This window comes from Aeromonas sp. 600774, assembly GCF_049175075.1.
GTDB classification, from domain to species: domain Bacteria; phylum Pseudomonadota; class Gammaproteobacteria; order Enterobacterales; family Aeromonadaceae; genus Aeromonas; species Aeromonas veronii_A.
Genome location: NZ_JAAKUJ010000014.1, coordinates 128,598 through 148,093, shown reverse-complemented (window position 1 = coordinate 148,093; position 19,496 = coordinate 128,598). Strand labels below are relative to the sequence as shown.

Here is a 19,496-nt window from a genome sequence, read left to right as displayed (position 1 = left end):
TATGCTAGCGTGGTGGAAACTCGATATCTTCCCCCGCGCTGGCATCGTGATAGGTCGCCAGATCCAGCTCGTTCTCACTGCGGGCGATCAGCACCGACACCAAAATATCCCCCGATACATTGACCGTGGTGCGCGCCATGTCGAGGAGCCGGTCAATACCAGCAATTAGTGCAACCCCTTCCAGTGGCAGTCCGACAGCCGTCAGTGTCAGGGTCAACAGCATTAACCCGGTGCCTGGCGTGCCGGCGGTGCCGATACTGGCCAGGGTGGCGATGCTGATGATGGTCAGGTAATCGACCATATGCAGATCCACCCCGAATGCCTGAGCCACGAACAGTGCAGTGACTCCCTGATAGAGGGCCGTGCCATCCATGTTGATGGTGGCGCCGATGGGCAGCACTTTGGCGGTGATGGCGGGTGAGACCCCCAGCCGCTTCTCGGCGCAGGCCAGACTGATGGGCAGGGTAGAGCTGCTGGAGCTGCTGGTGAAAGCCACCGCCTGGGCATCGACGATACTCTTGAAGTAGTGCAAGGGATTGAGCCGCGCCAGCAGGAGTAGCAGGCTGCTGTAGACTCCGAGCACGTGCAGCAGACAACCCAGGTAGACGGCACCGATCACCTTGAGCAGCGGTAACAGCAGGTCGAGACCGTATTTACAGGTCATCCAGGCCATCAGAGCGCAGACTCCATAGGGGGCTAGCGCCATCACCATCTGGGTCAGCTTGAACATCCCTTCGGCCAATGAGGTGAAGAAGAGGATGGCTGGCCGGCCGCGGCGTCCACTGGCGTTAAGGGCCACTGCCAGCGCGACTGCAAAGACGATCACCTGTAGAATCTTGCCATCCACCATTGCCTGTACCGGGTTACTCGGCACCAGTTGATTCAGCACACTCGCCAGGGCTGGTTGGGCTTCTCCTCCCAGTCGCTGATGTGGGCCCATATTGGCGCCCATGCCGGGCTCCAGCAGCCAGCCCATCATCAGGCCGATGCAGATGGCGATGGCGGTCGAGCAGAAGTAGAGGCAGATCGCCTTGCTGCCGATGCGATCCAGTCCCTTGCCCTTGAGTAGAGAAGTGAGACCGGCGATGACCGAGCAGAAGATAAGAGGAACCATCAGCATCTGGATGGTATTGACGAACAAGACCCCAAGGGGTTTGAGTAGCAGAGCCTGCTCTTCAAAGCCGACGCCCAGGCCGACGCCAATCAGCATGCCGATCAGGGTCTTGAGCCAGAGTGGGCGGCGGGTCCAGATCTGCCAGGGCTTGAGAGCCTCTCCATGGAACAGCATGACGCCAATATCCTTATAAATTGTCTGCGATGGCGAAAAAGGGGCGTCAGTGTAGCGATCCCTGACGCGGGTTGCCACATTATCGACAAAGCGGCGGCGCTGACCACTCCTCCGGCCAGGTAATGCACAATTTATTGGTTTATATCAAGATCCCTACGGGCAGGGCGATATTTAATTGGTATTAAATATGTTTATTTATGAGGCTTGAAAATGTCGCAATCGATACATGGTCACGAAGTGATGGAGATGATGCTGGTACAGGGGGGGCAATTTACCCGTGCCAGCCTGAAACAGGCGATGGCCGAAAGGTTCGGTGCCGAAGCTCGCTTCCATACCTGTAGTGCTCGAGAGATGGATGCAGAGGCTCTGATTGATTTTTTGGCGGCCCGCGGCAAATTCATCGATTCGGCAGAGGGCTTCCAGACCCGCGCCGACAAGATCTGCAACCACGGTTAACCCCGCTGCGAGCGCATCATGGCGCTCGCTCAATTCTTCACCCTTTGCTATATTTCGCCCCTTGTCTTTTCTCTGTTCAAGGCGTAGTCCGGGCGTTGTATGGATACTTTCTCTGCCGCAGTCATGCTGTTTCTGATCATGGACCCGCTGGGCAATTTGCCGGTCTTCCTCTCCATCTTGCGTCATATCGATCCCAAGCGACGCCGCAAGGTGATGGTGCGCGAACTGCTCTTCTCGCTGGCTATCATGATGCTCTTTCTGTTTGTCGGTCAGCAGATCCTCGGTTTCCTCAATCTGCGGCAGGAGGCGGTCAGCATCGCAGGCGGCATTATCCTGTTCCTGATCGCCATCAAGATGATCTTCCCGAGTGAGGGGGGGGTGACCGGGCTGGCGGCGGGTGAGGAGCCCTTCCTGGTACCGATGGCGATTCCGATGATCGCCGGCCCTTCGATCCTGGCCTCTTTGATGTTGCTGGCCAATCAGGAGCCAGCCCGAATGGTGGACTGGTCGCTGGCACTCTTTCTGGCCTGGGCTGCCAGCGCGGTGATCCTGATGTTCTACGAGGTATTCAACAAGCTGCTGGGTGAGCGGGGACTTACTGCGGTGGAACGGCTGATGGGCATGCTGCTGGTGATGATCTCGGTGCAGATGTTGCTGGATGGTGTACATCATTATCTGGCGGTGACGGGCCAGAACTGACTGTCCGGCACGATGGAACGGGGCTCTTATCGAGCCCCTTTTGCTATCTGACTTTCAGCAATGATTAGTCAGGAGTTCCCGATGACGGAGGATTCCAGTTTGTTCATGATGAGCGAGAGGAGGGTCTCCCGTAGCCAGCGGTGGCCAGGATCTTCACTGTGGCGCTGATGCCATATCAGCAGGTGGGAAATGCTGTCCAGTTCGATGGGAAGAGGGAGCTGCAACAGCGGGTAGACCTGAGTAGCATGGCGCGCGTAGAGCTTGGAGAGGGTCACAATCATGTCGGAGTGCATCCCCATCCGCAGCGCTGCCTCGAAGGAGGGCACGGTGGCCTCGATGCGTCGGTAGAGATCCTGTTCCGCCAGCTTGTGGTCCAGCATCCAGCGATCCCGTCCCTCGCAGTAGGTCTGAACATGGGGATAGCTGAGGTAGCGATCGAGATCCCACTCCTGCTCCCGCAACGCCGGATGATGCTGTTGCACCAGACAGGTGAGATCGTCGATAGCCAGTAGTCGCTGACAGATGCTACCGGGCAGGGTGTCGAGCCGATAATCGGAGTTGATGCAGTTTTCCCGCACCGCGAAGGCGATATCCACTTGCCCCTGGCTCATCTCGGTCAGACTGTTCTCGGTCCACTCTTCGTAACGCAGCCGGATCCGCGGCGCTTGCCGTTTCAGCTCGCTCAGGTAGAGCGGCGCAAACAGGGTAAATGCGCTGTCCATGCTGGCGATGACGAACTCTCGCTCCGAGCTGGCGGGGTCGAACTCGGGCGGCTGGATCAGGTTGTCCAGCGACAGCAGGATGGGTTGCAACTGCTGTTGCAGCGCAAGGGCACGGCCGGTGGGTTCCAGCCCGTAGGCAGAGCGGATGAAGAGGGGATCGTTGAAGGTATCGCGCAGACGGCCGAGGGCTTTGCTGACTGCTGACTGGCTCAGGTGAAGGCGGCGTGCTGCCTTGCTGCCGTTGCGCTCCTCCAGCAGCACCTGCAGGATAATAAGCAGATTAAGATCAATACGACCTAGTTGTTCCAGCAGCATGATATGAATCCTCTTCAATTCTAAGATGAATTTATACCATTTGTTTTCATATCTTGGCGATCTTATCCTCGAATGGTCTCAGGTTCGCATGAACCACTGGTACAGGATGTAGCGGTTGAGGGGACATGTAGCACAATCAATATGGCGACCTCAGGGTCGCCCTATTTTTTGGCTATGATTTATTTGCTCACTTGCACCTGCCTTGATTTTGCCCAACAATCCCTGCGCTCTATTTTGATACAAGTAACAGATATCTCTTTGTGAGGGAGTATCCCTATGGGACTCGGTGGAATTCATATCTGGCATATGTTGATCCTCTTGCTGGTCGTTGTGCTGGTCTTCGGCAGCAAGCGTCTTGCTAGTGCAGGTGAGGATCTGGGTACCGCCATCAAAGATTTTCGCAAGGCGATGCGTGACGACGCAAATCATCCGAAATAAGCAGTAGGAGTAGAACATGTCTGTAGACGAGAAAGTTGAACTGAACGAAACCTGTGACAGCTGCGGCTGCTTTGCCGAGATCGGCACCATCATCGGCGAAGGCGACGATGTGATGGATCTGGTTATTGAAGCCGCTGCCGAGGCTGATGCCCGCGCCAAGCTGGCTGCCTATGAAGCACTGGCCAAACAGGTCACTGCCGAAGCTCAAGTTAGCAGCGAACTGACCCAGGGCGCCAACGGCGTGATCCTGAAAGCCCGCCTGCAATTCACCTGCACTGCCGAAAAACTGATTTTCGAAATGCGGGCCCGCTCTATCTGAGTGGTCTGATAACGCGGCAGGTTTGCCTGCCGTGTTGACCCTTCTGCTGTGGGTCGGCGTTCTATAGTTACTCTATCCCACAGACGTTTTTGCCCGGCGCGAGTCGGCCAACAGAAGGCGTAAACATCATGACGCAGCGATGGATCTCTGCCCCCAATCCCACTCTCTATCGTGATCCGTGCTGCCAACAGGCAGCAGGCGTGACCTCAGCACAGGGGCAGCCATCGTGATGCGACGCTGGATCTGGGCTCTGCTGGCCCTCTGCTGTTTTCCCCTGCTGGCGGCTGAGCTCAAGCCGGTGCGTTTGCCCCAACCCGGGGACCTCGAAAGCATTCTGCAAAAGCGCGAACTCAGGGCTCTGGTGGTCTATGAGCGTGGTTTCTATTTTCTCGATCGCGGCTCCCAGTACGGCATTCTGGTCAATCAGCTGCAAGGATTCGAGCGCTGGCTGAACAACATCTATCTTGCCAAAGAGAAGGTCAAACTCAAGGTGGTCTACATCCCGGTGCGCCAGGACAAGCTGCTGGACTATCTGGCCGAGGGGCGCGGCGATCTGGTGGCGGCGACCATGACGGTGACCCCGACCCGGCGTGAACAGGTGGCCTTCTCCCGGCCGCTCATCTCCTCCATCGAGGAGTGGGTGGTGAGCCAGAACAGCTTGCCCGCCTTCAACCGCATTACCCAGCTCTCCGGCAGGCGGGTCTGGGTGCGCGCCAGCTCCAGCTACTACGAGAGTTTGCGTCAGCTCAACTGGCTGTTTCGTGAGTTGGGGCTGCCCCCCGTCTATATCGAAACGGTGCCCGAATATCTACAGGATGGCGATCTGCTGGAGATGGTGGCTGCAGGCATTATTCCTCTGACGGTGACCGACAGCTACAAGGGGCGGATCTGGCTGGGTGGCATGATCTCCGGTCTCAAGGCTCACAAGTTGATCCCCCTGCGCAGCAACGGCACCAGTGGCTGGGCGCTGCGCAAGAACAGCCCCGAGCTGCTCAAGGCGGTCAATGGCTATCTGGCGAGCGTCAGCCGCAACAGCCTCTACAGCGACATGACTCTGCGCCGGTTGCTGGTTCACAGCGATCAGATGAGCAATATCCTGGCGCCGGATCCCATGGGGCGACTGGCGACCATTCGCAAGGTGCTGGAGAAGTACGCTAATCAATACGATCTCGACTGGCTGATGCTGGCGGCGCTCGGTTACAAGGAGTCCGGCCTCAATCCCAAGGTGCGTTCGCACAAGGGGGCCGTGGGCATCATGCAACTGCTGCCTAGCACGGGGCGGGAGGTCGGCATCAACGGCGTCAGACTGACCACCCTTGAGGGCAATGTGGAAGCCGCCTGCCGCTACATGCGGTTGATCCTCGATACCTACTTCAATGATCCCGAGCTGGATCGGCTCAACCGTCACCTGTTTGCCCTCGCCGCCTACAACGCCGGGCCGAACCGGGTGCAGGCGCTGCGAGGCAAGGCGGAGAAGCAGGGGCTCGATCCTAACGTCTGGTTCGGCAACGTGGATCAACTGGTGGCCAACGAAGTCGGGCAGGGGCCGATCAACTATGTTGGCACCATCTACAAGTACTACGTGGCCTATCGTTTCAGCCTGCCCCAGATCGAGGGCAAGGCTGCCGCTATCGAAGCGGCTCAGCCCTGAGCCGGTTGACTAGCAGGGTCGCCTGCACGGTCGGCAGTTGCCAGCCACCGTCCCTGTGTTGCAGGAACCAGTGGGCGGGGCCGGTGGCCGGGATGAGATCTGGCTGGCTGAGCTGGCCCAGATAGCGCAACATCGGGGTATCATGCAGTTCCATCAGCAACTCCTTTTGAGTATGTGAGAGGCTCGCCAGCGTTATGACACCCGGCCATGACAGCAGGATGACACCATGATCCCCGGTTCCTTTGCCCTGATCGACGATCCCCAGCTGGCGCTCAAGGTGCGTTGTCACTGGATCCGCCATGCCCGCGAGCGGATCCAGGCGCAGTACTACAGCTGGGAGGAGGACAGCAGCGGCAAGCTGCTGCTGAGCGAGCTGCTTCATGCCGCCCGGCGCGGCGTCAAGGTGCAGCTGCTGGTGGATGATCTTTATGCCGGTGACAACCGCTTTCTGGAGATGGTGGCTCACTATCCGGGGATCGAGGTGCGGCTGTTCAACCCTTTCTGGCTGCGGGGCTGGCGCCCGCTGGCACTGCTGCTGGAGGGGTTGTTCAGCTTTCGCCGTATCAACCACCGGATGCACAACAAGCTGTTGCTGGTGGATGGCAAGCTGGCACTGATTGGCGGGCGTAACATCGGCGATCGCTACTTCGGTCTGGATCCGCAAGCTCCCTTCGTGGATCTCGATCTCGCCTGTCAGGGGAGGCTATGCCAGCAGATGACGCAGGGGTTCGAGCAGTTCTGGCGCAGCCGCTGGAGTCACCCCATCCGCCATCTGCTGCGCCGCAAGCTGCTGCCCGCCGAAATAGAGGTGGTCAACGACTTCCTGTTCACCATGACGGATCCGACGGTGGCGACGGTCTACGATCTGCCCGCGGAACTGTTCGACGAAAGCGATGTGCCGCTGCAATGGCATGAGGGTCGTGCCGAGGTGTGGTTCGATCGTCCCGGCAAGGGGCTTATCTCCCGCCCCACCACCGCTCGCCAGCTGTGGCGCCAGCTAGCTGACAATCCCGGCTCGCTGGGGTTGGTGACCCCTTACCTCATCCTGACCCGCGGGTTTCGGCATCGTCTGGCGCGGCTGCGCCAGCAGGGTGTTGCCATCGATATTCTCACCAACTCGCTGGCCAGTACCGATGTGCCGCTGGTCTATGGCGCCTACCAACGCTATCTCGGCTGGTTGCTGCGTCGCGGGATCCGGGTCGCCGAGTTTGATCATGGCCACGGCAGCCTGCACGCCAAGCTGATCCTGCTGGGGGAGGCGCGGGCGCTGTTTGGCAGCCTCAACCTTGATCCCCGCTCGCTGTTTCTCAATACCGAGCTGATGCTGCATCTGCACTGCCCGCCGATCTGCGAGGCGCTGCGAATGTGGCTGGCTCGCTGGCAGGTGCAGGCCGGTGGATTGCCGCGCAAACCCGAGGGGTGGTCAAGGCGGCTGATAGCCCGCCTGAGCGACTGGTTGCCACTGCGCCGTTGGCTGTGAGGCGGCCATTTTTTGTGCGAGATCTCGCAAAGCCTTGTAAGTCATTGCTGATGACCTTTGCGGGTTAATAACTATGATTGAATCTATCTAGCTGTTTTATAACAATTTAGTGGTGATGATAAGGCTGTTTTTTGTACTTCAATGTGAATGGAATGGGCATAAAAACGTTTTTTATTTTGTTTTTATGCGTAATATTTCAGTTGCAAGGACAAACACGGTGGCTTGTCTGCCGTGTGGACGAAGGTTGTAACGGGTAGCTGGCCGGTTGCATCGCTGCAATTGGCGCGCACTTCAGATGGGTCGCGAACTATCGGAAAGTGAAACAGAAGCTCGGCGTGGCCGGACTCCAATATGGAACATGCTATTTGCGAGGGGGTGACATGGACATGTCACCCCACTTTTTTGGTTCTTTGGCGAGTCTCGAGCCAATGAACATTGGCCGCCAGGGGGGCTGGTAAATAGCCTGACACGATATGGGCCACTCTCGACCGCATTAAATCTCGGCAGACCAGGCGAATGTAAAAAGGCCCCCTTGCATTAGCGAGGGGGCCTTTTTATCGGCCAGCGATCAGGGAGCTATCAGCCCTTGATGCGCTCGATGTGGCCACCCAGACCTTGCAGCTTCTGCTCGATGTTCTCGTAGCCACGGTCGATGTGGTAGATGCGATCGACGATGGTGGAACCTTCAGCCACGAAGCCGGCCAGCACCAGACTGGCAGAGGCGCGCAGATCGGTCGCCATCACCTGGGCACCCTTGAGCTGGGCGGTATCGCGGCAGATGGCCACGTTACCCTGCAACTCGATGTCGGCGCCCATCCGTACCAGCTCGGGAACGTGCATGAAGCGGTTCTCGAAGATGGTCTCGGTGATCATGCCGGTACCTTGGGCCACCGCGTTCAGTACGGTGAACTGGGCTTGCATGTCGGTCGGGAAGGCCGGGTAGGGGGCAGTCTTGATGGTGACCGGCTTGAGGGTGCGGCCAGTCATGTCGAGGGTAATCCAGTCTTCACCCTTCTCAATCAGGGCGCCAGCCTCTTCCAGCTTGACCAGTACCGCTTCCAGCAGGGTAGGGTCGGTGTTACGGCAGGTGATCTTGCCGCCGGTAACCGCTGCGCCCACCAGGAAGGTACCGGTTTCGATACGGTCAGGCTGGACGCTGTAGCTGCCGCCGTGCAGACGCTCGACGCCGTCGATGATCAGGGTGTCGGTGCCTGCACCCTGGATCTTGGCGCCCAGCGCGTTGAGGAAGTGGGCCAGATCGACCACTTCCGGCTCGCGCGCGGCGTTTTCGATCACGGTACGGCCTTCAGCCAGGGTGGCGGCCATCATCAGGTTTTCGGTACCGGTGACGGAGACCATGTCCATCAGGATATGGGCACCCTTCAGGCGACCGTCAACGCGGGCCTTGATGTAGCCATCCTCGATGGTGATCTTGGCGCCCATCAGCTCCAGACCGTGGACGTGCAGGTTGACCGGACGGGCACCGATAGCGCAACCGCCTGGCAGGGAGACGTCAGCTGCGCCGAAACGGGCAGCCAGCGGGCCCAGCGCCAGAATGGAGGCGCGCATGGTCTTCACCAGCTCGTAGGGGGCGACATGGTTGTTCACCGCACCGGTCAGCACGGTGACGTTGCCGTTGACCTTGGTGGTCGCGCCCAGCATCTCCAGCAGCTTGATGGTGGTGCCCACATCTTTCAGGCGCGGCACGTTGGAGAGGTGAACCTCTTCATCACAGAGCAGGGTCGCGAACAGGATCGGCAGCGCGGCGTTTTTGGCGCCGGAGATGGTCACTTCGCCGTTGAGAGTACAACGACCATCGATTTTGAATTTGTCCATTTTTACTTCGTTACCAAATCAGGAGGGCAATAGGAATTTACGTTCGCGTTTCCACTCGGCGTCGGTGAACGCCTTGATGGAGAGGGCGTGAATGGCGTTGCTGGCGATCTTGTCCATCAGCGGGGCATAGATGGCCTGCTGCTTCTTGACCCGGCTCATGCCGTCAAACATGTCACCGACGGCGATCACTTGGTAGTGACTACCGTCCCCTTTGACATGGACTTCGGACAATGGCAGAGCCTCAAGGAGTATCGCTTCAATTTCAGAGACTTGCATTATGCGTCCTCAGTTGTAAGCGGGGTTGACTGAAACAGCCCGGCCACCCCGTAGAGGTTGGCCAGGGTATAGAAATCACTGGAGGCGCCCACCAGTTGCGGTGTGGCGCCTCGCGCTAATACGGCTTTGGCCCATTTGACCAGCAGGGCCAGTCCGGCAGAGTCGAGGGTGGTGACGCCGCCGAGCTCAAGCTGGTCGTCCTGCCACCATTCAGCGCGGCGTTGCCACAGGTCATTGACCTGTGGCGCCTGCAGCTCACCGCTGAGGGTCATGGTTTGAGTACCAGCGGCTTGGCGTTGTGCTCGCGCAACTGGGCGATCACCGCATCGATGCCGTTCTGGCGGATCAAACCGCCCAGCTCGCTCTGCTTGGCGGAGAGCAGGCTGATCCCCTCTGCCACCATGTCGAAGGCTTTCCACTCGCCGGTCTTGTTGTTCTTGCGCAGCTTGAACTCGAGGAAGATGTCCGGCTTGCCGGCCTCTTTCACGCTGACGTTGACGGCGGTGATATTGCCGCTGGGGGCTTTGCCCGGCTCGACCTTGACGGTCTGCTTGTCAAAATGGGCCAGCGCATCGGCGTAGGAGCTCACCATGTACTCGGTGAACACCTCGACGAAGGCATTGCGCTGCGCTTCGGTGGTCTCTTTAATCTGGTTGCCAAGCACCTTGTAGGCGGCGAAGCGGTTGTCCACATAGGGCAGCAGCTCTTCGCGGATGATCACCCGCAGGTGATCCGGATTGCTTTTCACCTGGGCCTGATCGGCTTTCAGGCGGGCAAAGGTCTGCTTGGCAGCCTGATCCACCAGCGCGTTGGGGTCGGTGGCATCGACTGCGGCCTGGGCAGACAGGGAGAAGAGCATGCTGGTCATCAGACCCAGCAGCAGGGCGATTTTCTTGAACATGGTTACTCCTTCTTGCTGTCTGATTTGCTGTCGGAGGATTGGCTGTAGAGGAACTTGCCAATCAGATCTTCCAGCACGATGGCGGATTTGGTGTCTTCAATCAGGTCGCCATCCTTGAGCATCTCGGTGCCCATCTCCTCATCGCTGAAGCCGGGGGCCAGACCGATGTACTGCTCGCCGAGCAGACCGGAGGTGAGGATGGAGAGGGAGCTGGTATCGGCAAACTCGCCAGCGCTCTTTTGCATCATCAGGGTGACTTCGGGCACCTGGGTTTTCGGGTCCAGTACGATGTCGCTGACCCGACCGACCACCACGCCGCCGACCTTGACCGGCGAACGGACTTTCAGGCCGCCGATATTATCGAAATGCGCGCGCAGGGTATAGGTTTCTCCTTCCGGTTTGAAGCTCAAACCGGCCACTTGCAGGGCCAGTGCCAGAATGGCACCGATGCCAGCCAGCATGAAGGTGCCGACCAGGAATTCTACTTTGCTGAACTTCATCTTTACCTTATCCAAACATGACTGCAGTGAGTATAAAATCCAGGCCGAGCACGGCGAGGGATGAGTGGACCACAGTTCGGGTCGTGGCCTGACTGATCCCGGCCGAGGTCGGCTTGGCATCATAGCCGTTAAAGAGCGCAATCCAGGTGACCACCAGGGCGAAAATCAGGCTCTTGATGGCGCCCTGCATGATGTCTTCATGCCAGTCGACGGAGGCCTGCATGGCAGACCAGAAGCCCCCTTCGTCCACGCCGAGCCAGTCCACGCCGACCAGCTTGCCGCCGAAGATACCGATCAGGCTGAACATAAAGGCCAGCAGCGGCATGCTGATGACGCCAGCCCAGAAGCGGGGGGCAACCACCCGGCGCAGCGGGTCGACCGCCATCATCTCGAGGCTTGAAAGTTGCTCGGTGGCCTTCATCAGGCCAATTTCAGCGGTCAGGGCCGAACCGGCACGGCCGGCAAACAGCAGTGCCGTGACCACAGGCCCCAGCTCCCGCAGCAGGGAGAGGGAGACCAGCGGTCCCAGGCTCTGCTCGGCGCCGAAATCCTTCAAGACGTTGTAACCCTGCAGCGAGAGCACCATGCCGATGAACAGGCCGGAGACCAGAATGATGGCCACCGACTGCACACCCACCACATAGAGCTGCTGGACAAGCAGCGGGAAGTGCTTGCGCGGCTCGGGTTTGCCCGCCAGCGCATGGAACAACATGATGGTGGCGCGACCGACGGAGCTGATAAACCGCACTCCGACCCGCCCCAGCTTGCTTATTTGACTTATCAACATCAGAGATCCTGTAGCAGATCGCCTGCCGGAAAATGAAACGGAACAGGACCATCGGGCAATCCTTTGAGGAACTGCTCGACTTCGGGATTGTGCTCCTCGCGCAGCTGATCCGGCGTGCCGTGCGCCACCACCTTGCGATTGGCAATGATGTAGGCGTAATCGGCGATGCTCAGCACCTCTTTCACGTCGTGGGTGACGATGACGGAGGTGATGCCGAGGGCATCGTTTAGCTCCTTGATCAGCTTGACCAGCACCGCCATGGTGATGGGATCCTGCCCGACGAACGGCTCGTCATACATGATGAGGTCAGGATCGAGCGCAATTGCCCGAGCCAGCGCCGCCCGGCGCGCCATGCCGCCGGAGAGCTCGGAGGGCATCAGTTTCGCCGCGCCGCGCAAGCCCACCGCCTGCAGCTTCATCATGACGATGGTGTGGATCAGCTCCTCCGGCAGGCCGGAGTGCTCTCGCAGCGGGAAGGCCACGTTGTCGTAGACCGTCATGCCGGTAAACAGGGCGCCGCTCTGGAACAGCATGCTCATCCGCTTGCGCACTTCATAGAGGCGCGAACGGGATAGGGTGGGGATATCTTCCCCGTCAAACAGAATGTGACCGGACTCCGGCTTGAGCTGGCCACCGATCAGCCGCAGCAGGGTGGTTTTACCGATGCCGCTCGGGCCCATGACGGCGGTCACCTTGCCACGAGGAATGGTCAGGTTGATCCCGTCATACAACAGCCGATCTCCGTGACTGAAGGTCAGATCGGAGATGGTGATCAGGTCATTGTTCAAACAATTGTCCATCCGGTGTAAATGAGGTGCGAATTTTATGGGGTAGTCTAGGTCTAAGCAACAGCAAGGAACAACTATTGAACAGGCCGCAAGCCCATTTGAACGACAGTTTTCTGTAACAAAGTGCGTCATTGAGAGCGGGACTTGCCATCCGATTCGCTTATCCGGGCAGACTTTTTTATAATCCCGCAGCTAATTTCGGCCCGGAGCTGTGTCTTTATGTCTGTAAAGCCTGAGAAAGTGTCTGAACTGTTCGATTTTCGTCGCAGTGCCCGCGCGGTGCTGGACACAGAAAAGCAAGCCATTGATGGACTCTATCAGTATCTGAACGACGCCTTCGACAAGGCGTGCGAAATGGTGCTGCGCTGTGGTGGCAAGATAGTGGTCACCGGCATGGGCAAATCGGGCCATATCGGCAGCAAGATCGCCGCCACCCTCGCCAGCACAGGCACACCGGCCTTCTTCCTTCACCCGGGAGAAGCGAGTCACGGCGATCTGGGGATGATCTCCAGTGGCGACCTTATCATCGCTATCTCCAACTCCGGTGAGAGCGATGAAATCCTGGCCCTGCTGCCGGTACTCAAGCGCCGCGGCATTCCGCTCATCTGTATGACCGGTAATCCGGCCTCCACCATGGCCAAAGAGGCCAACGTGCATCTGTGCATCAAGGTGGAGAAAGAGGCCTGCCCGTTGGGTCTGGCACCCACTTCCAGCACCACGGCAACCTTAGTCATGGGCGATGCCCTGGCGGTCGCCCTGCTGGAAGCGCGCGGTTTTACCGCCGATGACTTCGCCCTCTCTCACCCGGGCGGGTCGCTCGGCAAGCGTCTGTTGCTGCGGGTTGGCGACCTGATGCACAGTGGCGATCTGTTGCCCCGGGTGGGGATAGATGCCACCATCAGCCAGGCGCTGCTGGAAGTGAGCCGCAAGGGGCTCGGTATGACGGCTGTGGTCGATGGCAATGGCCTGCTGGCCGGGCTCTTTACCGATGGCGACCTGCGCCGCATTCTTGACCAGCAGATCGATATCCATCACACCCCCATCAGCCGTGTGATGACGGCCAACTGTGTTACCGTAGGCCCAGAGATGATGGCTGCGGAAGCCGTCAAGCTGATGGAAACTAGAAAAATCAACGGATTACTGGTCGTGGATGAAGAGAAACGCCCGCTCGGCGCCTTCAACATGCACGACCTGCTGAAAGCCGGAGTAATTTGATGCAAAACGTACCGACCCTCTATGGTCCGGTGACGCGCAGCCAGTTCGACAAGGCGGCGCAAATCCGCCTGCTGGTGTGCGATGTGGACGGGGTGCTCTCCAACGGCCTCATCTACATGGGAAACAACGGCGAAGAGCTGAAAACCTTCTGTACCCGCGATGGTGCGGGCATGCGAGCACTGCTCAATGCCGGGATCGAGATCGCCATCATCACCGGGCGCAACTCCCGTATCGTCAGCGATCGGATGAAAAGCCTGGGTGTGGCTCATGTGGTGCAGGGGGCTGATAAAAAGCTGCCTCACTTCGAAGCGCTGCTGGCCAAGCTGGGGCTGACTGCTGAACAGGCTGCCTATATGGGCGATGACACCATCGATCTGCCGGTGATGCAGGTCTGTGGGCTCGGTATTGCCGTGGCCGATGCCCATCCGCTGGTGCTGAATCGTGCCGATATGGTGACCCGGCTTGGCGGTGGCATGGGCGCGGTGCGCGAGGTGTGTGACCTCATTTTGCAGGCGCAGGGCCACGACGATTATCAGCCCGAGGCCTCGGTATGAGCAGACAGACCCTGTTGTTTGCCCTGCTGTTTCTGGTCGCGCTGGTTGCCTGGCAGCTGGGCAAGGTGGAGCTGGTGCCTGAGAGCGCCGTCAAAATCGAAAACTATCAGCCGGATTTTGTCGCCAAAGATCTGGTGACCACCCGTTTTGATATCAACGGCAAGCGCACAGAGAGGTTGGAGTCGACCTACGCCGAGTATTATCAAATCCTCGAGCAGGCCACCTTCGACAAGCCGGTGGTCTACATGTATGACGATCAGGGTGCCGCCGAGTGGAAGGTGACCGCCGAAACCGGCGTGCTCAACACCGGCGACAACGTCATCCTGCGGGACAAGGTGCATCTGGATGGTCTGCTGCCCACCTCCTTTATCTCCACACTGGATACCCCTTATCTGGAGCTGGATCTGGTGACACAGGATGTGCGCAGCAACCGGGAAGTGAACATTCTGGGTCGGGATTTCCAGACCCAAGGGGTTGGCCTCAAGGGCCATCTGGACCGCAAATATTTTGAGTTACTGGATCAAGGCCATGCCATCTATTTCAATGAAAAACGCTAATCTGGCCCTCGCAGCCCTGTTGTTGTGTGGTGGGGTGACCGCCAAAGAGTCCGACTTTGCCGAGAAGGTCTATGTCGATGCCGTCAAACAGGTGGCCGAGATGCAGGACAACCGCATCACCTTCGAAGAGGATGTGACCATCAATCAGGGCACCATCCGGATCAAAGCTGACAAGGTAGTAGTGACCCGTTCCGGTGAGAAAGGGGCCGAGGTGATGACTGCCTACGGCAAACCCGCCACCTTCTTCCAGATCCTGGATAACGGCAAGCCGGTCAATGCCCACGGCAACACTATCCGCTACGAGCTGAAGAACCGTCTGGTGACCATCACCGGCAACGGTCAGCTCAAGCAGGAAGATAGCCAGGTCAATGGCGATCTGATCCGCTACGACATCGTCAAACAGAAGATGATCGCCGAGAGCAAGAGCCCGAGCCAGCGGGTCAAAACCGTGTTCCTGCCGGATCAGGTAGAGAATTTCGACAAGCCCGCCGACCAGAAGAAGCAGGGAAAATAAGCCATGGCAGTGTTGAAAGCAGTGGGTCTGCAGAAGAGCTACAAGCGCCGCATGGTGGTGAGTGACGTCAGCCTTGAAGTGGGCACTGGCCAGATTGTCGGCCTGCTCGGCCCCAACGGGGCGGGCAAGACCACCTCCTTCTACATGATCGTGGGGCTGGTGCAGCGCGATGCAGGTCTCATCACCATCGACGATCAGGACATCAGCCTGCAGCCCATGCATGTGCGGGCGCGTAACGGCATCGGTTACCTGCCACAGGAGGCCTCCATCTTCCGTCGCCTGTCGGTGTTCGACAACCTGATGGGCGTGATGCAGACCCGCAAGGGGTTGAGCCGTGAGGAGCGTGAAGACAAGGTTCAGCAACTGCTGGAAGAGTTCAATATCACCCACATTCGCGACAACCTGGGGCAGAGCCTCTCCGGCGGTGAGCGCCGTCGGGTCGAGATCGCCCGTGCGCTGGCGGCCGAGCCGCGTTTTATTCTGCTGGATGAACCCTTTGCAGGGGTTGACCCGATTTCTGTGATAGACATCAAGAAGATCATTCAGCATCTGAAAGATAGAGGCCTTGGCGTCTTGATTACCGACCACAACGTCAGAGAGACTCTGGACGTATGTGAGAAGGCCTATATCGTCAGCCACGGCAAGATGATTGCCGAAGGTGCACCGGCTGACATCCTTGCCGATGAGCAGGTCAAGCGCGTCTATTTGGGCGATCAATTCAGTCTATAGTAAGGGGGCATGCCTTCATTTCCTTTGACGAGTGCCTCGCTGAACATAAGGATATCCCGACGTAGATGAAGCCGACATTACAGTTGCGTCTCGGTCAGTCCCTGACCATGACGCCGCAATTACAACAAGCGATTCGTCTGCTCCAGCTCTCCACTCTGGAACTTCAGCAGGAAATTCAGCAAGCGCTCGAAAACAACCCTCTGCTGGAGCAGGAAGAGAGCGAGGCGCAAGAGACCAGTCCGGAAGCGCCGGTCGATGCCAGCCAGCTGGATTCCAGCGATGCCATGGCCCAAGAGCAGATGCCGGACGAGTTGCCGGTGGATACCACCTGGGACGAGGTTTACTCTGCCGGCACCGCCCAGAGCGCGGGCCCCATCCATGATGGGGAAGATAGCGTCTATCAGGGTGAAACCACCGAAAACCTGCAGGATTATCTGCTGTGGCAGATGCGGCTCACACCGTTCAGCGATGTGGATGCCGCCATCGCGCTCGCCATCATCGATGCCATCGACGAATCCGGTTATCTGACCGTTGCGCTGGAGGATATCCAGGCTGCAGTCACCAGCGATGACGTAGAGGTGGAACTCGATGAGGTCGAGGCGGTACTCAAGCGGGTGCAGCACTTCGATCCGGTCGGCATTGCTGCCCGTTCTGTGCAGGAGTGTTTGCTGATCCAGCTGGACCAGTATGACCCGCAGACCCCCTGGCTCAACGAGGCCAAAGAGGTGATCCTCGAGCACATGGAGCTGCTCGGCAACCGGGATTACCGCACCCTCGCCCGCAAGACAAAACTCAAAGAGAGCGACCTCAAGGAGGTGCTGGATCTGATCCAGCTGCTGGAGCCGCGTCCCGGCAACGGCATCATCCAGAGCGACTCCCAGTACGTGATCCCCGACGTCACCGTGGTCAAGAAGGGCAGCAAGTGGGTGGTCGAGCTCAATCCAGACTCCGCCCCCCGCATCCGGGTCAACGAGACCTATGCCGCCATGGCTCGCAACGCTCGCAGCAGCACCGACACCCAGTTTATTCGCTCCCATTTGCAGGAAGCCAAGTGGTTCATCAAGAGTCTGGAAAGTCGCAATGACACCCTGCTGAAAGTGGCCAGTTGCATTGTCGAGCAGCAACAGGGCTTTTTCGAGTATGGTGAAGAGGCGATGAAGCCGATGGTGCTCAATGACATCGCCGAAGCGGTGGAGATGCATGAGTCGACCATCTCCCGGGTGACGACCCAGAAGTACATGCATACCCCCCGTGGTATCTTCGAATTGAAGTTTTTTTTCTCCAGCCATGTGAACACCGAAGGAGGAGGAGAGTGCTCATCGACCGCAATTCGCGCGCTCATCAAGAAGCTGGTCACGGCAGAGAATCCTGCCAAGCCGTTAAGTGATAGCAAGATCGCGGATTTGCTGGCCGAACAGGGTATTATGGTGGCGAGACGCACGATCGCTAAGTATCGCGAATCCTTGTTTATCCCACCTTCCAATCAGCGCAAACGCCTGGTTTAGGCAAACAAAAGGATGATGTTATGCAAATTAACCTGACCGGACACCATGTCGAGATCACCGAAGCTCTGCGTGATTATGTGAATAACAAATTTGCCAAACTCGAGCGTCACTTCGACCACATCAACAATGTTCATGTGGTGCTTAGCGTGGAAAAACTGAACCAGATTGCCGAAGCCAAGCTGCATGTCAGCGGTGGCGAGGTGTTTGCCAATTCCGAGCATGCCGACATGTATGCGGCAATAGACACCCTGCTCGACAAGCTCGACAGGCAGATCATCAAGCACAAAGATAAGTTAAATAAAAAATAACCATGCAACTTGAACACATACTGAGTCGGGACTGCACCAAGAGTGCAGTCCCTTGTACCAGCAAGAAACGCGCCCTCGAAATCATCAGCGAGCTGGCCGCCGAACGCCTTGGCACCTCCCGTCAGGCGCTGTTTGAATGCTTGCTGGCCCGCGAAAAGATGGGGAGTACCGGGATCGGTGCCGGTATTGCGATCCCCCACGGTCGCATTGACGATGAGTTCCCGCCAACCGCGATCCTGATGACCTTTGCCGATCCTATTCCTTTCGACTCCATCGACAATCAACCGGTTGACCTGCTGTTTGCCTTGCTGGTGCCGGAAAGCGAGTGCAAGCAGCATCTCAAGACCCTTTCTCTGATGGCTTCCAAGCTGGGCGACAAGGCGGTTTGCCGCCAGTTGCGTCAGGCAACCAGCGACGAAGAGCTCTATCAGATCATGACCTCGGCCTGACAGCAGGCCAAGGATGAGACACCCGTTTTGGCGTGAGGGAACAAGATGCAGTTAATCGTGGTAAGTGGACGTTCGGGCTCCGGTAAAACGGTAGCCCTGCGAGTGCTGGAAGATCTGGGTTACTACTGTGTGGACAACCTGCCGGTCAATCTGCTGCCCCAGCTGATTGTCTCTGTGGAGAGCCAATATGACAAACTGGCGGTCAGCATCGATGTGCGCAACCTGCCGAGCGATCCGGAGAAACTGGAAAATCTGCTGGCTCAGGTGCGCAATGAGGGGCGGGTAGAGTTCTCCAGCTTTTTCTTCGACGCCGACAACGGCACCCTGCTCAAGCGTTATGGCGAGAGCCGCCGTTTGCACCCCCTCTCGCGCAACAAGCTATCGCTGGATGAGGCGATTCGGGAGGAGACCCACCTGCTGGCGCCACTCTCCTCGACTGCTGACCTGCGTATCGACACCACCACCCTCAGCATTCACGACCTGAGCGAGCTCATCAAGACCCGGGTTCTCGGCAAGAAAGAGAACGAGCTGGTGCTGGTCTTCGAGTCATTCGGGTTCAAGTACGGCATTCCCAAGGATGCCGACTTCGTGTTCGATGCCCGTTTCCTGCCCAATCCACACTGGATTCCCGAACTCAAGCCGTTTACCGGCAAGGATGAGCCGGTTGCCAACTACCTCTCGGCGCAGGCTGACGTGATGCTGTTTACCCAGCAGATCGAAAACATGCTGGTGACCTGGTTGCCCCATCTGGAGCGCAATAATCGCAGCTACCTGACGGTCGGTATCGGTTGTACCGGTGGGCAGCACCGCTCGGTCTTTATCGCCGAGCGGTTGGCGAGTGCTTTCCGCTTGCTTGGCAAGAACGTGCAGATCCGCCACCGCACTCTCGACAAGAGTGCCCCCCAATCCTGACGGACCAATAGGACGATCCGATGACTGTTTCCGCCTCGGTTGAAGTGAAAAACAAGCTGGGTATTCATGCCAGACCGGCCATGATGCTGTTCGAACTGGTGCAGGGTTTCGATGCCCATGTGTTGCTGCGCAATGAAGATGGTGTGGAGGCTGATGCCGACAGCATTATTGGCTTATTGATGCTCGATTCGGCTCAAGGCAGGCAGGTAGAGGTTCAGGTAGAGGGCCCCGAAGAGGAGGAGGCCCTTGCTGCCGTGGTGGAGCTGTTCACCTCCGGCTTCAACGAGGAGTAGTCAC

The 19,496-nt window shown here is 58.2% G+C and carries 26 protein-coding genes; 16 read left to right on the top strand and 10 right to left on the bottom strand.

Translation table 11 applies throughout. The features are described 5' to 3' along the window. Positions 1-4 precede the first annotated feature (4 nt). Positions 5-1,288, bottom strand: a complete 1,284-nt coding sequence (locus G5171_RS16285) for a dicarboxylate/amino acid:cation symporter (RefSeq protein ID WP_005341810.1) — start codon at positions 1,286-1,288, stop codon at positions 5-7. 210 nt (positions 1,289-1,498) lie between these two features. Here G5171_RS16285 and G5171_RS16280 point away from each other — a divergent pair, with 210 nt between their 5' ends. Next, the gene (locus tag G5171_RS16280) at positions 1,499-1,744 is read left to right on the top strand and encodes a YecH family metal-binding protein (protein ID WP_337073414.1); all 246 of its coding nucleotides are present in this window, start codon (positions 1,499-1,501) and stop codon (positions 1,742-1,744) included. 99 nt (positions 1,745-1,843) lie between these two features. After that, the gene (locus G5171_RS16275) at positions 1,844-2,443 is read left to right on the top strand and encodes a YhgN family NAAT transporter (protein ID WP_005341806.1); all 600 of its coding nucleotides are present in this window, start codon (positions 1,844-1,846) and stop codon (positions 2,441-2,443) included. 68 nt (positions 2,444-2,511) lie between these two features. Here G5171_RS16275 and G5171_RS16270 read toward each other — a convergent pair whose 3' ends face one another. Then, on the bottom strand, positions 2,512-3,480 hold the full coding sequence (locus G5171_RS16270; protein ID WP_421251087.1) for a LysR substrate-binding domain-containing protein: 969 nt from the start codon (positions 3,478-3,480) through the stop codon (positions 2,512-2,514). Between the two features lie 276 nt (positions 3,481-3,756). Here G5171_RS16270 and tatA point away from each other — a divergent pair, with 276 nt between their 5' ends. From tatA to G5171_RS16255, 3 genes are all read left to right on the top strand, one after another. Further along, complete coding sequence (tatA, locus tag G5171_RS16265; protein ID WP_005339944.1) at positions 3,757-3,918, top strand: twin-arginine translocase TatA/TatE family subunit; 162 nt, start codon at positions 3,757-3,759, stop codon at positions 3,916-3,918. A gap of 16 nt (positions 3,919-3,934) precedes the next feature. After that, complete coding sequence (locus G5171_RS16260) at positions 3,935-4,237, top strand: YfcZ/YiiS family protein (protein ID WP_005339945.1); 303 nt, start codon at positions 3,935-3,937, stop codon at positions 4,235-4,237. Positions 4,238-4,466: 229 nt separating this feature from the next. Continuing rightward, complete coding sequence (locus G5171_RS16255) at positions 4,467-5,888, top strand: lytic transglycosylase F (RefSeq protein ID WP_337073413.1); 1,422 nt, start codon at positions 4,467-4,469, stop codon at positions 5,886-5,888. On the opposite strand, the gene G5171_RS16250 is transcribed toward G5171_RS16255, so the two are convergent. Then, complete coding sequence (locus tag G5171_RS16250) at positions 5,866-6,042, bottom strand: hypothetical protein (RefSeq protein WP_337073412.1); 177 nt, start codon at positions 6,040-6,042, stop codon at positions 5,866-5,868. The genes G5171_RS16255 and G5171_RS16250 overlap by 23 nt on opposite strands. Before the next feature lie 72 nt (positions 6,043-6,114). On the opposite strand from G5171_RS16250, the gene G5171_RS16245 reads away from it, so the two are divergent. Continuing rightward, positions 6,115-7,368, top strand: a complete 1,254-nt coding sequence (locus G5171_RS16245; RefSeq protein WP_337073411.1) for a phospholipase D family protein — start codon at positions 6,115-6,117, stop codon at positions 7,366-7,368. A gap of 579 nt (positions 7,369-7,947) precedes the next feature. On the opposite strand, the gene murA is transcribed toward G5171_RS16245, so the two are convergent. The 7 genes from murA to mlaF are packed head-to-tail and all read right to left on the bottom strand — an operon-like array spanning position 7,948 to position 12,468. After that, entirely contained in the window at positions 7,948-9,204 is a 1,257-nt protein-coding gene (murA, locus tag G5171_RS16240; RefSeq protein ID WP_005341797.1) for a UDP-N-acetylglucosamine 1-carboxyvinyltransferase, read from the bottom strand. An 18-nt stretch (positions 9,205-9,222) separates the two neighbouring features. After that, on the bottom strand, positions 9,223-9,480 hold the full coding sequence (ibaG, locus tag G5171_RS16235) for a BolA family iron metabolism protein IbaG (protein WP_005306001.1): 258 nt from the start codon (positions 9,478-9,480) through the stop codon (positions 9,223-9,225). Next, positions 9,480-9,752 carry an STAS domain-containing protein gene (locus tag G5171_RS16230; RefSeq protein ID WP_005336352.1) on the bottom strand — a complete coding sequence of 91 codons (273 nt, stop codon included), beginning with the start codon at positions 9,750-9,752 and terminating at the stop codon, positions 9,480-9,482. The genes ibaG and G5171_RS16230 overlap by 1 nt, the downstream gene beginning before the upstream one ends. Beyond that, the gene (locus G5171_RS16225) at positions 9,749-10,381 is read right to left on the bottom strand and encodes an MlaC/ttg2D family ABC transporter substrate-binding protein (protein ID WP_005336350.1); all 633 of its coding nucleotides are present in this window, start codon (positions 10,379-10,381) and stop codon (positions 9,749-9,751) included. The genes G5171_RS16230 and G5171_RS16225 overlap by 4 nt, the downstream gene beginning before the upstream one ends. 2 nt (positions 10,382-10,383) lie before the next feature. After that, positions 10,384-10,881 (bottom strand): outer membrane lipid asymmetry maintenance protein MlaD, encoded by a 498-nt coding sequence (gene mlaD, locus G5171_RS16220; RefSeq protein ID WP_005336348.1) that lies wholly within the window; start codon positions 10,879-10,881, stop codon positions 10,384-10,386. 7 nt (positions 10,882-10,888) lie between these two features. After that, positions 10,889-11,668: a lipid asymmetry maintenance ABC transporter permease subunit MlaE gene (mlaE, locus tag G5171_RS16215; protein ID WP_005336345.1), complete on the bottom strand. Its 780-nt coding sequence runs from the start codon at positions 11,666-11,668 to the stop codon at positions 10,889-10,891. Continuing rightward, positions 11,668-12,468, bottom strand: coding sequence for a phospholipid ABC transporter ATP-binding protein MlaF (gene mlaF / locus G5171_RS16210; RefSeq protein WP_005336343.1), 801 nt, complete (start codon positions 12,466-12,468; stop codon positions 11,668-11,670). Before mlaF ends, mlaE begins: the two co-directional genes overlap by 1 nt. Before the next feature lie 207 nt (positions 12,469-12,675). Between mlaF and G5171_RS16205 the strand changes: the two genes are divergently transcribed. The 10 genes from G5171_RS16205 (at position 12,676) to npr (ending at position 19,492) form a co-directional block, all read left to right on the top strand. Further along, positions 12,676-13,671, top strand: coding sequence for a KpsF/GutQ family sugar-phosphate isomerase (locus G5171_RS16205; RefSeq protein ID WP_005336342.1), 996 nt, complete (start codon positions 12,676-12,678; stop codon positions 13,669-13,671). Next, positions 13,671-14,225, top strand: a complete 555-nt coding sequence (gene kdsC / locus G5171_RS16200; protein ID WP_204482288.1) for a 3-deoxy-manno-octulosonate-8-phosphatase KdsC — start codon at positions 13,671-13,673, stop codon at positions 14,223-14,225. The genes G5171_RS16205 and kdsC overlap by 1 nt, the downstream gene beginning before the upstream one ends. Then, the gene (lptC, locus tag G5171_RS16195) at positions 14,222-14,782 is read left to right on the top strand and encodes an LPS export ABC transporter periplasmic protein LptC (RefSeq protein WP_005336338.1); all 561 of its coding nucleotides are present in this window, start codon (positions 14,222-14,224) and stop codon (positions 14,780-14,782) included. The genes kdsC and lptC overlap by 4 nt, the downstream gene beginning before the upstream one ends. Then, positions 14,769-15,296, top strand: coding sequence for a lipopolysaccharide transport periplasmic protein LptA (gene lptA, locus G5171_RS16190; RefSeq protein ID WP_204484224.1), 528 nt, complete (start codon positions 14,769-14,771; stop codon positions 15,294-15,296). Before lptC ends, lptA begins: the two co-directional genes overlap by 14 nt. A gap of 3 nt (positions 15,297-15,299) precedes the next feature. After that, complete coding sequence (gene lptB, locus G5171_RS16185; RefSeq protein ID WP_005336333.1) at positions 15,300-16,025, top strand: LPS export ABC transporter ATP-binding protein; 726 nt, start codon at positions 15,300-15,302, stop codon at positions 16,023-16,025. 65 nt (positions 16,026-16,090) lie between these two features. Then, the gene (locus tag G5171_RS16180) at positions 16,091-17,530 is read left to right on the top strand and encodes an RNA polymerase factor sigma-54 (RefSeq protein WP_204482290.1); all 1,440 of its coding nucleotides are present in this window, start codon (positions 16,091-16,093) and stop codon (positions 17,528-17,530) included. 20 nt (positions 17,531-17,550) lie between these two features. Beyond that, positions 17,551-17,838, top strand: coding sequence for a ribosome hibernation promoting factor (hpf, locus tag G5171_RS16175; RefSeq protein ID WP_005336323.1), 288 nt, complete (start codon positions 17,551-17,553; stop codon positions 17,836-17,838). Positions 17,839-17,840: 2 nt separating this feature from the next. Then, complete coding sequence (ptsN, locus tag G5171_RS16170) at positions 17,841-18,287, top strand: PTS IIA-like nitrogen regulatory protein PtsN (protein WP_005336322.1); 447 nt, start codon at positions 17,841-17,843, stop codon at positions 18,285-18,287. A 45-nt stretch (positions 18,288-18,332) separates the two neighbouring features. Beyond that, positions 18,333-19,199, top strand: coding sequence for an RNase adapter RapZ (gene rapZ / locus G5171_RS16165; protein ID WP_040068818.1), 867 nt, complete (start codon positions 18,333-18,335; stop codon positions 19,197-19,199). A gap of 20 nt (positions 19,200-19,219) precedes the next feature. After that, positions 19,220-19,492, top strand: a complete 273-nt coding sequence (npr, locus tag G5171_RS16160) for a PTS phosphocarrier protein NPr (RefSeq protein WP_042024530.1) — start codon at positions 19,220-19,222, stop codon at positions 19,490-19,492. Positions 19,493-19,496: the final 4 nt, after the last annotated feature.